Source organism: Mesorhizobium sp. A623, from assembly GCF_054489405.1.
The window spans coordinates 39,128-53,309 of the sequence record NZ_JBTMXB010000020.1 but is presented as its reverse complement, the minus strand read 5'-3'; the positions used below and the strand labels follow the sequence as shown (position 1 = coordinate 53,309).

The 14,182-nt window shown below is 62.4% G+C and carries 12 protein-coding genes; 6 read left to right on the top strand and 6 right to left on the bottom strand.

The genetic code is table 11. The features are described 5' to 3' along the window. Positions 1 to 61: 61 nt before the first annotated feature. Positions 62 to 940: a branched-chain amino acid aminotransferase gene (locus ACX3P1_RS18875; RefSeq protein WP_459081152.1), complete on the bottom strand. Its 879-nt coding sequence runs from the start codon at positions 938 to 940 to the stop codon at positions 62 to 64. Positions 941 to 1,093: 153 nt separating this feature from the next. On the opposite strand from ACX3P1_RS18875, the gene ACX3P1_RS18870 reads away from it, so the two are divergent. Beyond that, positions 1,094 to 1,756, top strand: coding sequence for a haloacid dehalogenase type II (locus ACX3P1_RS18870; RefSeq protein ID WP_459081151.1), 663 nt, complete (start codon positions 1,094 to 1,096; stop codon positions 1,754 to 1,756). 178 nt (positions 1,757 to 1,934) lie between these two features. Beyond that, positions 1,935 to 2,753 (top strand): L,D-transpeptidase, encoded by an 819-nt coding sequence (locus ACX3P1_RS18865; protein ID WP_459081150.1) that lies wholly within the window; start codon positions 1,935 to 1,937, stop codon positions 2,751 to 2,753. Positions 2,754 to 2,770: 17 nt separating this feature from the next. Here ACX3P1_RS18865 and ACX3P1_RS18860 read toward each other — a convergent pair whose 3' ends face one another. Then, on the bottom strand, positions 2,771 to 4,318 hold the full coding sequence (locus ACX3P1_RS18860; RefSeq protein ID WP_459081149.1) for a helicase HerA-like C-terminal domain-containing protein: 1,548 nt from the start codon (positions 4,316 to 4,318) through the stop codon (positions 2,771 to 2,773). A gap of 209 nt (positions 4,319 to 4,527) precedes the next feature. Here ACX3P1_RS18860 and ACX3P1_RS18855 point away from each other — a divergent pair, with 209 nt between their 5' ends. Together ACX3P1_RS18855 and scpA are read left to right on the top strand one after the other, a co-directional pair. Beyond that, positions 4,528 to 5,970, top strand: coding sequence for a methylmalonyl-CoA mutase subunit beta (locus ACX3P1_RS18855; RefSeq protein WP_459081148.1), 1,443 nt, complete (start codon positions 4,528 to 4,530; stop codon positions 5,968 to 5,970). Beyond that, positions 5,967 to 8,084 carry a methylmalonyl-CoA mutase gene (gene scpA / locus ACX3P1_RS18850; protein WP_459081147.1) on the top strand — a complete coding sequence of 706 codons (2,118 nt, stop codon included), beginning with the start codon at positions 5,967 to 5,969 and terminating at the stop codon, positions 8,082 to 8,084. The genes ACX3P1_RS18855 and scpA overlap by 4 nt, the downstream gene beginning before the upstream one ends. 274 nt (positions 8,085 to 8,358) lie before the next feature. Here scpA and ACX3P1_RS18845 read toward each other — a convergent pair whose 3' ends face one another. The 4 genes from ACX3P1_RS18845 to ACX3P1_RS18830 form a co-directional block, all read right to left on the bottom strand. After that, positions 8,359 to 8,832, bottom strand: coding sequence for a GreA/GreB family elongation factor (locus tag ACX3P1_RS18845; RefSeq protein WP_459081146.1), 474 nt, complete (start codon positions 8,830 to 8,832; stop codon positions 8,359 to 8,361). A gap of 94 nt (positions 8,833 to 8,926) precedes the next feature. Then, positions 8,927 to 9,931 (bottom strand): asparaginase, encoded by a 1,005-nt coding sequence (locus tag ACX3P1_RS18840; protein WP_459081145.1) that lies wholly within the window; start codon positions 9,929 to 9,931, stop codon positions 8,927 to 8,929. A 75-nt stretch (positions 9,932 to 10,006) separates the two neighbouring features. Further along, positions 10,007 to 10,723: a Stf0 family sulfotransferase gene (locus ACX3P1_RS18835; protein WP_459081144.1), complete on the bottom strand. Its 717-nt coding sequence runs from the start codon at positions 10,721 to 10,723 to the stop codon at positions 10,007 to 10,009. Between the two features lie 9 nt (positions 10,724 to 10,732). Next, complete coding sequence (locus ACX3P1_RS18830) at positions 10,733 to 11,899, bottom strand: acetyl-CoA acetyltransferase (protein WP_459081143.1); 1,167 nt, start codon at positions 11,897 to 11,899, stop codon at positions 10,733 to 10,735. A 168-nt stretch (positions 11,900 to 12,067) separates the two neighbouring features. Between ACX3P1_RS18830 and betI the strand changes: the two genes are divergently transcribed. Continuing rightward, positions 12,068 to 12,661 (top strand): transcriptional regulator BetI, encoded by a 594-nt coding sequence (betI, locus tag ACX3P1_RS18825; RefSeq protein WP_459081142.1) that lies wholly within the window; start codon positions 12,068 to 12,070, stop codon positions 12,659 to 12,661. After that, positions 12,658 to 14,181, top strand: a complete 1,524-nt coding sequence (gene betC / locus ACX3P1_RS18820; RefSeq protein ID WP_459081141.1) for a choline-sulfatase — start codon at positions 12,658 to 12,660, stop codon at positions 14,179 to 14,181. The genes betI and betC overlap by 4 nt, the downstream gene beginning before the upstream one ends. Position 14,182 lies beyond the last annotated feature (1 nt).

Sequence of the window (14,182 nt, the reverse complement as noted above, 5' to 3'; positions counted from 1 at the left end):
AGATAGGGCTGGATCGGTCGAAGACAACGCCGGGACCGATGCGCAGATGCGTTTTAGCCGGTCATCCGGCCGAAGTCGAATGCGCCCATTCCCAATAAAGCGCACGCGCTTTCTTGGCTACCGGTCCGGGCTGGAGGCTCCGGTCCTCGATCCGGGTCACGGGCACGATCTTTGAATGATTGCCGGTGGAGAAAATTTCGTCCGCTTCGAGGAAGTCGCGCACCGAAAGCGTTTTTTCCGTGACCTGGAAGCCATGATCGGCCAACAGCGCCATGGTGCGGGCGCGCGTGATTCCGGAAAGAAACGTGCCATTGGCGGCGGGCGTGAACACATGCCCGCCCTTGACCAGGAAAACGTTCGAGCTGGCCGTCTCGGCGACATTGCCAAGCATGTCCAGCACCAGCGCGTTGTCGAACCCGCGCATCTTGGCTTCCATGATCGCGCGGCCATTGTTGGGGTACAGGCACCCCGCCTTGGCATTGGTCGGCATGGTTTCCAGCGTCGGCCGCCGGAAGGGCGAAACGGAAATGGAAAACCCGCTGGGCGCGATCATCGGCGATTCGTACAGGCAAAGACAAAAGCGGGTCGAGGCCGGATCGGCGGGAACGCCCATATAGCCGCCGTCCTCCGCCCAGTACATGGGGCGGATATAGACCGCGGTGTTGCCGTCGAATTTCTTCAAACCATCCCACGTCAATTCCACGATGCGTTCGGGCGTCATGGTCGGCTTGAGGCCAAGGGCGATGGCGGAGGCATTGACCCGCTTGGCGTGAAGATCGAGATCGGGCGACACGCCTTCGAACCAGCGGCCGCCGTCGAACACGGTGCTGCCCAGCCACATGGCATGGCTGCGCGGCCCGATCAGGGCAACATTGCCTTCGTGCCAGTCGCCGTCAACGAAAGTCCAGGTCGCGGATTGCGCCGCTGCCGCCAGTGTCATGGTCTTGATCCGTTCCGATGTGTCGTGTGCCGGTATTGGAAAGCCGTTTGGATCGCGCCGTCAACCGGCAGAGCGCGGTTTTGTTGACGCCAGCGCCGTATTCGACTGAAATCAGGGCTTGCGTCCAGTGCCGCCCCGTCACACAAATGTGCAATGCAACATTCCGCCTATGTATTCGACGCCTATGGCACCCTGTTCGACGTGCACGCCGCCGTGCGCCGCCATGCCGATGCGATCGGACCGGATGGACATGCGCTTTCCGAACTGTGGCGCGCCAAGCAACTGGAGTATTCCTGGGTCCGCACCTTGATGGGGTCCTATGCCGATTTCTGGCAACTGACCGAGCAGGCGCTCGATTTTTCGCTCAGCAAGTTCCCGTCCGTCGATCCGGCCATCAGGCCAAGACTGCTCGACGCCTATTGGCGGCTCGACTGCTATCCTGAAGTGCCCGCCGTGCTGAAGGCATTGAAGGCGGCCGGCGCTCGGCTGGCCATTCTTTCCAACGGATCGGCCGAAATGCTGGACGCCGCCGTCCGCTCGGCAGCGCTCGACCAGGTGCTGGACGACGTGTTTTCCGTCGATACGGTCAAGCGGTTCAAGACCGACCCGTCCGTGTACGACATGGTGACGACGAACTGGCGGCTTTATCCCGGCGCGATTTCCTTCCAGTCCTCCAACCGGTGGGACATCGCAGGGGCCGCCAAATTCGGCTTCCGCACCGTATGGATAAACCGCACCAACCAGCCGGAAGAATACAGCGACTATTCGCCAAGCCTCATCCTTCCCTCGCTCGACGGCCTGCCGGCCAGCGGCTGATCGGCCGCGCTGTTGCATAAAAGCCACAGTGACAGGCTTGCCACATCATCGCCTTGGTTTGCCCACCATCCAGCCAGAATCGGAACCGTCTATCGCGCCGACAGTTTATCGTGAGGTTTCGCGCCGCCCGCCGGCGCCTTTACGTATGCTCGCGATACGGGAATTAGAAAAGGCCATTATGAACAGATCCGCATCACTGCTGCGCATGAACCGCAGAAGCTTTCTGAATACCGCCGCGCTCGGCGCTGCCTCCATCGCCGTATCGGCCTGCACCACGACGAGCCAGGCACCGACAGAGCCGCCGCAGCCGACCTATTCAGAGCCGCCGCTCGGGGGTTATGCGGAAATGTATGGCCCCATGGTGGACGAGGGTTTCGAGATACCGGCGATTCCCATCCAGAAAATCGATCCGCAGTTCCTGCGTCAGATCGTGCCCGATCCGACCGGCGAACAGCCTGGCACCATCGTCGTCGATACGACAGGGCATTTTCTCTATCTCGTGCGCGAAGGCGGACAGGCGATCCGCTACGGTGTCGGCCTTGGCCGCGCCGGCTTCGAATGGTCGGGCAAGGCCGTCGTCGAATGGAAGCGAAAATGGCCGAAATGGACCCCGCCGGACGATATGATCGCGCGCCAGCCCGAACTGGAAAGATACAGCGTCCGAAACGGCGGCATGCAGCCCGGCCTGACAAATCCGCTCGGCGCGCGCGCGCTTTATATTTTCCAGAACGGCGAAGACACGCTCTATCGCCTGCACGGTTCGCCGGAGTGGAATTCGATCGGAAAATCGGTTTCGTCCGGCTGTGTGCGGCTGATGAACCAGGACATCATCGACCTCTACGACCGGGTTCCCAATCGCACGCCCATCCTCGTCACCAGCAGTGTTGGAGCGCAGGTGCCGATGGCGTCCTACCAGAGCGGCGAGCCGATCGATGCCGGCGTGCCGGAAGGCTCGGTGCTGCTTGGCCGCGTCCGGTCGTTTTCCTCGATCTTCTGATCGGTGAAAGGGCGCGCTCAGCGCCCTTTCGAAAAACTTCCCAGGATGCCGCGTACAATAGCGCGGCCAAGCGACGAACCGACGGAGCGGACCACGGACTTGATTGCCGCTTCCGTGACCGACTGGCGGTTCGACGCGCGCGGCGACGGTGCGCGGCGTCCCGCCTGCTTCGGGGCTGTATCATCGCCGCCGAAACCGGGGATTGTCCAGCGCGATCCGCCTGAATCACCCTGCCCGGCCGATTCTTCCGCCTCCTGAGCGGCCTGCGCCTTTTTCTGCAGCATTTCGAACGCGGATTCGCGGTCGATCACCTCGTCATATTGGCCGGCAACCGGGCTTTCGAGCATCAGTTTGCGCCGCTCTTCCGGGGTGATCGGCCCCAGCCGCGACGATGGCGGGCGAATCAGCGTCCGCTGCACCATGGACGGAACGCCCTTTGCTTCCAGCGTCGAGACAAGCGCCTCGCCCGTTCCCAACTGGGTGATCGCCTTGGCGCAATCGAAATCCGGATTTGGCCGAAAGGTGTCGGCCGCCGTCTTGACCGCCTTCTGCTCACGCGGCGTATAGGCGCGAAGCGCATGCTGCACGCGGTTGCCGAGTTGCGCCAGCACGGTTTCGGGGATGTCGAGCGGGTTTTGCGTTACGAAATAGACGCCGACGCCCTTCGAGCGGATGAGCCGCACCACCTGCTCGACGCGATCCACCAGCACCTTGGGAGCGTCTTCGAACAGGAGATGCGCTTCATCGAAAAAGAACACCAGGCGCGGCTTGTCGGGGTTTCCTATCTCGGGCAGTTCCTCGAACAATTCCGACATCAGCCAGAGCAGGAAGGTCGCGTAAAGCCGGGGGTTCATCATGAGCTTGTCGGCGGCCAGCACGTTGATGGCGCCGCGCCCGTCGCGGGTGGTTCGCATGATGTCGGCAATTTTTAGCGCCGGCTCGCCGAAGAAATGCGAGGCCCCCTGCTGCTCCAGAATCAGCAGCGTACGCTGGATGGCGCCGACGGACGCCTTGGTGACGTTGCCGTAGCGTGCGCCAATTTCGTCCGCGCGGCTGGCTATGTTGGCGAGCAGGGATTGCAAATCCTTCAAGTCCAGCAGCAACAACCCCTCGTCGTCGGCGATGCGGAAGGCGATGTTCATGATGCCTTCCTGCGCTTCCGAAAGGTTCATCAGGCGCGACAACAACAGCGGCCCCATCTCGGACACGGTCGCGCGAATCGGATGCCCCTGCTCGCCGAACAAATCCCAGAAGATCACCGGGAATTCCTGGAATTCATAAGGGTCGAGCTTGATCGTCTTGGCGCGCTTGACCAGGAAATCCTCGGCGGTTCCCACCATGGCGATGCCGGACAGGTCGCCCTTGATGTCGGCGCAAAATACCGGCACGCCGGCATTGGAAAAGCCCTCCGCCAGAATTTGCAGCGTCACCGTCTTGCCAGTGCCTGTCGCTCCCGTAACCAGCCCATGGCGGTTTCCGTATTGAAGCAGAAGCTGCTCGGCGCGCTGGTAGCTGTCGTCCGGCTTGCGGCTTGCGCCTAGGAAGATGCTTTTCTCGTCCGCCATATATCCGGTCTCCGACAATCCAAATGGTTACCGCTTGCCGCGCGCAAAACGGTGGCCGAACGTATAGTGGGCCTGTGGCACAGCGACAATGGCTACCGGCCCGGCCCGGCCAAATTGGCTATCGAGAGCGGTGTTTGCATTGCGATACCGGGCTATCGACCCTACACTGGACCGAGTTGGCCGAAGCGGCCGATAGGACGGGAATTTGGATGACTACGGACGCCTTGACCGACAATAGTGATTTTGCGGCTGCCGATCGGCAGCGCTGGCGTCTGCTGGCCGAAAAGGCGCTCGCCGGAGCTTCGTTCGAGGACAGTTTGGTGTCCCACAGCGATGACGGCGTTCGCATCGATCCGCTCTATGGGCGGGCCGCGGACGCGGCTGCCGCACTGCGGGTCAGGCCGGACGCGCCGTGGACGATCAGCCAGCGCGTCGACGACCCGGACGTCGCCCGCGCCAAGGCGCAGATCGATGAAGACCTGGCACAGGGCGCTACCGGTCTGTCTCTTGTTTTCGAGGGCGCGCCGAACGCGTTCGGCTATGGCTTGCCCAGCACGGTCCAGGCGCTTGAAACGGTGCTGGACGGCGTGCCGCTCAACCAGGTTCACCTGCGTATCGATGTCCATCCATCAAGCCGGGCCATGGCCGATTGGCTGGTGGCGCTCCTGACCCGACGGCGCGTCGACCCAGCAAAGCTCAACATATCCTTCGGCATCGACCCGGCGGCGACCTTTGCGGGAACGGGCCGGCTGCGCATGTCGATCGAGGCGCTGCAGGCTTCGATGCCGCAATCGCTGGCGCATTTCTTCGCCATGGGCGTTCCGGGCGTGCTGCTTGAGGCCGATGGGCGGGTCTTTCACAATGCCGGCGCCACCGAAGCGCAGGAACTCGGCATCATGCTGGCATCGGCGGTGTCGCATCTGCGCCTGTTCGAGGAAGCGCGCCAGGCCCTCATTTACGCAGCACCTCATATCGGCTTCGTGGTCAGCGTCGACCAGAACCAGTTTCTGTCCATGGCCAAGGTCCGCGCCTTGCGCACGCTATGGGCGCGGGTGCAGCAGGCCTGCTCGATCCCGGCCTCCAACGCCGCCGTCCATGCCGAAACGTCGTTCCGGATGATGACGGCGCTGGACCCGGAGACAAATATCCTGCGCACGACCATCGCCTGTTTTGCCGCCGCTGTCGGCGGCGCCGATTCGATCTCGATCCTGCCGCACACGATTGCCCACGGGCTGCCCGGCGGCTTTGCCCGCCGCATCGCGCGCAACACGCAACTGATCATGGCGCGCGAAAGCCACATCGACTATGTCAACGATCCGGCGCGAGGGGCGGGCAGCATCGAAGCCCTGACCGAAAGCCTGTGCGAAGCGGCATGGGCCGAATTCCAGCGTATCGAAACCGAAGGCGGCATCCTGCCAAGCTTGCGCGACGGCCATATCCAGAAGCGCGTCAACGCGGCGCTTGCCGGGCGGCGAAAAAGCTACGCCCAAGGCAAGATCGCCATCGTCGGCACCACGCTCTATCCATCCAAGACTGAGCGGCCCGTCGAGACACTAAAGGCCGGGCGGCGACCTGAACCAACCGATGGGCTGGTTTTCTGCGAGCCGCTTCACCCCATCCGCCTCGACCAGACGACGAAGGCCCAGCAATGATCCCCGACTTCACCCAGATCGCCTGGTCCAAGGCCCCTGCCCGCGCGGCCAACGTCGAAGGACAGTGGCTGACGCCGGAAGGCATCGCCATCAAGCGCCTCTATGGCGAAAGCGACCTCAAGGACCTGTCGCATCTCGATACTTTTCCCGGCTTGGCGCCCTTCATGCGCGGGCCATATCCGACCATGTATGTCCAGAAGCCGTGGACGATCCGCCAATATGCGGGGTTCTCGACGGCGGAGGAATCCAACGCGTTTTACCGGCGCAACCTTGCCGCCGGCCAGAAAGGCCTTTCCGTCGCCTTCGACCTCGCCACCCATCGCGGCTATGACAGCGACCATCCGCGCGTTGCCGGCGATGTCGGCATGGCCGGTGTTGCCATCGATTCCATCCTCGACATGCGCCAGTTGTTCGACGGCATCCCGCTCGACGAGATGACCGTATCGATGACCATGAACGGCGCGGTACTGCCGATCCTGGCGCTTTACATCGTCGCGGCGGAAGAACAGGGCGTGGCCCAGAAAGACCTCGCCGGAACCATTCAGAACGACATTCTGAAAGAGTTCATGGTGCGCAACACCTACATCTATCCGCCGAAGCCCTCGATGCGTATCGTCTCGGATATTTTTTCCTATACGTCGCGGCACATGCCGAAATTCAACTCGATCTCGATTTCCGGCTATCACATGCAGGAAGCGGGCGCGACGGCCGACCTGGAACTCGCCTACACCATCGCCGACGGCATCGAATATGCGCGCGCCGGCGTCGCAGCCGGGCTGGATATCGACAAGTTCGCGCCCCGGCTTTCCTTCTTCTGGGCCATCGGCATGAACTTCTTCATGGAAGTGGCCAAGTTGCGCGCCGCGCGCCTCATCTGGGCGCAACTGATGCAGAAGAATTTTGCGCCGAAAGACCAGCGCTCGCTGTCGCTCAGAACCCATTGCCAGACTTCGGGCTGGTCGCTGACGGCGCAGGACCCCTACAACAACATCGCCCGTACCATGATAGAGGCGATGGCGGCGACGCAGGGGCACACGCAGTCGCTGCATACCAATTCCTTCGACGAGGCGCTGGCCCTGCCGACTGACCATTCGGCGCGCATCGCACGCAATACGCAACTCATCCTGCAAAAGGAATCCGGCACCACCGCCATCATCGATCCATGGGGCGGCTCCGCCTATGTCGAGCGGCTGACGCACGATCTGGCGCAGCGCGCATTGGCGCATATCGAGGAGATCGAGAAGCTTGGCGGCATGGCGGCGGCCACCGAAAAGGGCATCCCGAAACTTCGTATAGAGGAAGCGGCCGCACGCACGCAGGCGCGCATCGATTCCGGCGACCAGATTCTCGTCGGCGTGAATGCCTTCCGGCCGGACAGTGATACGAATGTCGATGTGTTGAAGATCGACAACGCCGAAGTGCGCGCGCGCCAGCTTTCAAAGCTGCAGCAATTGAAGGGCACGCGCGACGTGAACGCCGTCGAAACGGCACTGGACGCGCTGACCCGCGCCGCCGAAAATGGCGAAAACCTGCTGGATTTTTCCATCCGCGCCGCCCGCGCCAACGCGACCGTGGGCGAAATCTCGCTGGCGCTGGAAAAGGCCTTCGGTCGGCATGTCGCCACCGTGCAAACCATTTCCGGCGTCTATCGCAAGGCGCTGGGCGAGACCCCGGCTGTGGATCGGCTTCAGCAAAAGATTGCCGCCTTCGAAAAGAAGGCCGGCTGCAAACCGCGTATCCTTGTCGCCAAGATGGGCCAGGACGGGCATGACCGCGGCCAGAAGGTCATCGCCACCGCCTTCGCCGATCTTGGCTTCGACGTGACGGTCGGCGCGATGTTCCAGACGCCAGACGAGATCGCCAAGCTCGCCGCCGATCACGACGTCCATATCGTCGGCGCGTCGTCCCTGGCGGCTGGCCATCTGACGCTGATCCCCGAGTTGAAAGACGCGCTGAAGAAATCCGGCCACGACGACATCCTGATCGTCGCCGGCGGCGTTATTCCGCCGCAGGACTACGATGCGGTGCTGAAAGCGGGGGCAGCGGAAATCTTCCCGCCTGGAACGGTTATTCCCGACGCGGCCGAACGGCTGATGGACAGGCTGCTTTCTTAGCAAATCGACGTGTGGTAAGGAGAAAACATCTATCTGGGGTTGCGTTATGTCAAAGCTGAGCCAGACCGATGAGCAAAAGCTCGTAATCGCCCGCCAACTTATGGCCCGATATCATATTGCCATGTCGGTACTGACACAGGGCGTTCCCCGCACATGACCGACGAATTCAAGCAGAAACTCGTCGAAGCGAAAGAAAAATTGGCGCCCTATACGATCGCTGCGCGCGCGGTGAAGTCAAAGTAGTCGACGGAGCACTATCGGTGCGGGCGAGGCCTCAGCCTGCCCCCAGCCCGACAATCTCCCATTCCTTGCCGTTGACGGTGGCAACGTCGCCAACCTTCTTGCCGAACAAGGCGCGGGCCATCGGTGAGACATGCGAGATCGAGCCCTTGGCGGGGTCGGCCTCGTCCTCACCGACGATCTTCCAGGACACCGATTTCGCGCCCTCGCTTTCGAGTTCGACGATCATGCCGAACCGGACGACCTCGCTGTCGCTCTCCGGTATCGACAGTTCCGCGCTCTCGCGCCGCGCCGCCCAGTAGCGAAGATCGCGTGAAACCACAGCAACGCGCTGCTTGTCCGCCTCGGCTTCCGCCTTCGCCAATTCCTCGCGCAGATCGGTAATTTCGGCATCGATCCCGTCCAGGCCGTCTTGCGTGACCAGATTCCGATGCTCGCTGATCGGGCGCTCGCCAATGCTGGCGATGGCGTTTTCGCTGTCTTCCTCGCGGGTGAAGGCTCTGCTCATGCATGAAACTTAGGCTCGGGCGCGGGCCTTCACAAGTAATTCCCGAGCTTGCCGGCCTTTATCGGCCGGCAGTGCCAGCAATCACATAGGACGTTCAGGCCAGCGCTGCCGTCGGGCGCAGGCTGGCAACGGAAATGCCGTTCCAGTTCTTCAAAACCGGATTGGCCTGCCCGCCCAATTTAGCCGCTACCGCGTCGTCCTTCGACAGCAGTTTTGCCAATACGGCAGCGATCATGATTTCGACGGCGCGGGACGCGCCGTCGTCGCATTTGAGCGCGATACCCAGCCCAAGCTCAGGCAATGCCGCGCAATAGACGCCCTCGGCTCCGGTCTTGACGAAGATGCGCCCGGGTGCGGCTTCCATCAGCGCGACATCGGCACGGTCGGTGCCGGAAACCAGGAACGGCTCGGCCATGCAGGCGGACATCAGCCGCTTGGCGGCTTTCGCTCGTTGAGGCCCGAGCCCGTTGCCCGTTGTCATCCGCGCGAAGCCGCGCGCAAAATCGCGCAGCGGCACGGCATAGGTCGGGATCGAGCAGCCATCGGTGCCGCGATGGGCCTCGTCATGGGCGGCACCCGTCACGGTTTCCATCGCCCCGCGCACCATCTCCTGCAAGGCGTGGCCGGCCTTGACATAGCCCCGATGATCGATGCCGGCATGAGCGCATGTGCACAAGAAGCCCGAATGCTTGCCGGAACAATTGTTGTGCAGCGCGCTTGGCAAACCGCCGGCGCGTGCCAGATCGATCGTCGCGGCTTGCCTGGATGGCCAATGCGCGCCGCATTCCAGCGCCGACACATCAAGGCCCGCTTTGCCGAGCATGGAGCTTGCCAGTTCGGTATGGGTCGGCTCGCCCGAATGCGAGGCGCAGGCCAGCGCCAGTTCGCGCTGCCCGAAGCCGTAGGCGTCCGCCGCGCCGCTCTCGACAAAGGGCAGCGCCTGGATCGCCTTTACCGCCGAGCGCGGAAAGACGGCGCGCGCCGTGTCGCCGATTTCCCAGACCGGCTTGCCGTCGCCGTCGAACACCGACACCGCGCCGCGATGCGAACTCTCCACCACCGCGCCGCGCAGAACCTCAACCAGAACCGGATTAGTCACTTCGTTACCCTCACAATGGCTCCCCTTCGGAAGCCGTCACGGCCGTCAGCGGCAAAGAAAATGGCCTTACGCTGCTCAGCCGGCCATCACGGTGTCAAGCACCTGAAGATCGGAAAACTCCGCTGTGAAGCGGCGACGCCACTCCTCATTTATCCCGTCTGCCTGACGATCGAATTTGTACCAGTCCTCGCGACCCAGTTCGCAATTTCCCTCGACCATCGCATGGGTCGCGATCCGATGCACGACACGCTGCGGATCGGCGGTTACCTCCTCATAGGTCGTCCTCACCGGCACAACGCCGTTCCTGGCGAAGTACAGTTCCCACCGAGCCCGCCGGCCCAATAAATCGCGAACAATGTCCTGCAGGCCGCGACCGTCATACTGTGCCACGCCGCCCGGCGTAATGGGTGGCAGGCCGGCCACCCAGACATCCGTCTGCTTGGCCTTGAGCAGTGAAATCGCCTGGCCGAGAATGTCTTCCCTCGTCAACAAGACAAAAAAGACCTGCCCAAGATCCCGGGCAAGGTCGACATGCGGCAGAACGCGGTCCATTGCCCATGGGTGCATCTTCAAGGCGAGCACGCCGTTTGATGTCATGCCACGCGCGACGGCTTCACTAAACTGGTCCGGCACGTCTTCCGGGTAGCCCTCGTGATGCGAGCGCATCCAATGCGTATTGAAATACTCGTATGGCCTGCCCAGGATTCCGGTGGTCGCCATATGCTGCGATAGAAGATGCGAACCCGTTCTCTCGTCTGTGCAAAGAAGGATTGTTTTCTCAGGCAGGACCATGGGCCGTTTCTACCTTATGCGGTCGAGGATCGACACGTAATTGGCGACTGCAGCACCCCCCATGTTGAAGATGCCGCCGAGCATTGCGCCCGGTACCTGGATGCCACCGGCCTCGCCGGTCAGTTGCATGGCGCTCAGCACATGCATGGAAACGCCGGTCGCGCCGATCGGATGGCCCTTGGATTTCAGCCCGCCCGAAGGATTGACCGGCAAGCGGCCGTCCTTCGCGGTTTCGCCGCTGAGCGCGACTTTTGCACCCTCGCCCCGCTTGGCCAGCCCCATCGCCTCATATTCGATCAGTTCGGCGATGGTGAAGCAGTCATGCGTTTCGACGAAGGATAGGTCGTCCAGCGTCACGCCGGCACTCTTCAGCGCCTTGGCCCAGGCCACCTCACAGCCCTCGAACAGAAGAATATCGCGCTTCGACATCGGCAAAAAATCCTGCACATGCTCGTTGGCGCGGAAGGCCACGGCCCGGCGCATTTTCAGCGCGTTGGTTGAATCGGTCAGCACCAATGCCGCAGCCCCATCCGACACCAGCGAGCAATCCGTGCGCTTGAGCGGGCCAGCGACGAAGGGGTTCTTCTCGCTTTCGGTGCGGCAGAACTCGTAGCCGAAATCCTTGCGCAGCTGCGCGTAAGGATTATCGACGCCGTTCTTGTGGTTCTTGGCCGCAATCGTCGCCAGCGCATCCGACTGATCGCCATGGCGCTGGAAATAGGCGCTGGCGATCTTGCCGAAGACACCGGCGAAGCCCGCCGGCGTATCGCCGTCCTCCGGCAGATAGGAGGCGCGCAACAGGTTGCGGCCGATCTCGGGACCGGGCGTCGTCGTCATCTGCTCCGCACCGACCACCAGCACGACACGGGCCGCCTTGGCTTCGATGGCACGGATGCCCTGACGCACTGCCGCCGAACCGGTGGCGCAGGCGTTCTCGACGCGCGTAGCCGGCTTGAAGCGCAGCCGGTCGTCTGCCTGCAAGACCAGGCTCGCGGTAAAATCCTGTGCGGAAAAGCCGGCGTTGAAGTGGCCGAGCACGATCTCGTCGACCTCGTCGGGGCCGATGCCGGCGTGCTCCAGCGCCTCTGCCGCCACCGTGGTGATCAGGTTTTCGAGCGTCTCGCCCTCGAGCTTGCCGAAGCGCGAATGCGCCCAGCCGACGATACATGCGGTCATCACAATCTCCTTCCTGTTCGACGGCGTGGCCACCGCCAACAAGTTTCCTGCAAAATGGACGCCCGCGCCCGTCCCGTAAAGCAAAGTTTGCATTGGTTCGCGTCTGGCTCATCGAATTTTTGTTGATTGACGGGTCAATAAAAAATAAACTGACCCGAGGAGACTTCAATGCCAAAGATCGGAATGGAACCGCTGCGCCGCAAGGCGCTGATCGATGCGACAATCTCGGCGATCGGCGAGCGCGGTTCGCTGGACGTCACCATGTCGGATATCGCCGGACGCGCCGGCGTGTCTTCCGCGTTGGCGCATCATTATTTCGGGGCGAAGGACGAGTTGCTGCTGGCGACAATGCGGCATCTGCTGGCAGAGTTGGGCGCGGATGCGCGGCGCGTTTTGCATGCAGCGCCCACAGCCCGCGCGCGCGTCTCGGCGGTCGTTGCCGTCAACTTTTCCACCGTCCAGTTCAGGCCGCAGACTATTGCCGCCTGGCTCGCCTTCTATGTCGAGGCACAGCGGTCGCCGGCACTGCGCCGCTTGCTGAAGGTCTATGCGCGTCGCCTGCATTCCAACCTGATGAGCGGGCTGGCCAGCATCGTGTCGCGAAGGCAAGCTGATCAGATCGCCGAAACCACGGCAGCGCTGATCGACGGGCTCTATATCCGACGCGCGCTGATGGACGGCGTGCCGGATGCGGCAACGGCCATCGCGCTGATCGAAGACTATCTGCACCTGAAACTCAGCCAGCAAAAGACAGCACAATGACCGGTCAGCCGAATTTCCTCATCATCATGGTCGACCAGTTCAACGGGACGTTGTTTCCCGATGGCCCGGCGGATTTCCTGCATGCGCCACACCTGAAGGCGCTGGCCGCGCGCTCGGCCCGCTTCAAGAACAATTACACGGCCTCCCCGCTATGCGCGCCGGGCCGCGCCTCGTTCATGAGCGGGCAATTGCCCTCGCGCACCGGCGTCTACGACAACGCCGCCGAATTCGTCTCGTCGATCCCGACCTATGCGCATCATCTGCGCGCCGCCGGCTATCGCACCTGCCTGTCGGGGAAGATGCATTTCGTCGGGCCGGACCAGTTGCACGGCTTCGAGGAACGGCTGACGACGGACATCTACCCGGCCGATTTCGGCTGGACGCCGGACTACCGCAAGCCCGGCGAACGTATCGAATGGTGGTATCACAACCTCGGTTCGGTCACCGGGGCCGGCGTTGCCGAAATCACCAACCAGATGGAATATGACGACGAGGTCGCCTTCCACGCGGAGCAGAAACTCTATCAATTGTCGCGTGAAAGCGACGGCCCACGACGACCATGGTGCCTCACCGTCTCGCTCTCGCACCCGCACGACCCGTTCGTCGCGCGCCGCAAATACTGGGACCTCTACGAGAACTGCCAGGCTCTCGACCCGGAAAGCGCGTTCATTCCCTATGAGAAGCAGGACGCGCATTCGCAGCGCCTCTACAAGGCCAGCGACTACGACAGCTTCGACATCACCCGCGAGCAGATCCGGCGCTCTCGGCGTGGCTACTTCGCCAACATCTCCTATGTCGACGACAAGGTCGGCGAGCTTCTGTCGGTGCTGGAGCACACGCGGATGGCCGACGATACCGTTATCCTGTTCTGCTCGGACCATGGCGACATGCTGGGCGAGCGCGGCCTGTGGTTCAAGATGAGCTTCTTCGAAGGCTCGGCCCGTGTGCCGCTGATGGTGGCCGGCCGTGGCATTCCAGCAGGCCTCTATACCGAGCCGGTCTCCAATCTGGATATCTGCCCGACGCTCTGCGACATCGCCGGCGTCGACATGAGTGCGGTCATGCCGTGGACGGACGGCCAATCGCTCAAGCCTCTGACCGAAGGGGTCGCCCGGACGGAACCGGTGCTGATGGAATATGCCGCCGAGGGTTCCTATGCACCTATGGTGGCTATCCGTGACGGAAGCTACAAATTCGTCCATTGCGAAATCGACCCGCCGCAACTGTTTGACCTCGCGGCTGATCCGCTGGAGCGCGACAACCTCGCCGCCGATCCGGCAAACGCCGCGCTCGTCGCATCATTCATGGAAAAGGTGCGCGCGCGCTGGGACATGGCCGGTTTCGACGCCGCCGTGCGCGAGAGCCAAGCACGCCGCTGGGTCGTTTATCCGGCACTGCGTAACGGCTCCTACTTTCCGTGGGACTTCCAGCCGCTGCAAAAAGCTTCGGAGCGCTACATGCGCAACCACATGAATCTTGACACACTCGAAGAACAGAAGCGCTTTCCGCGAGGAGAATGAA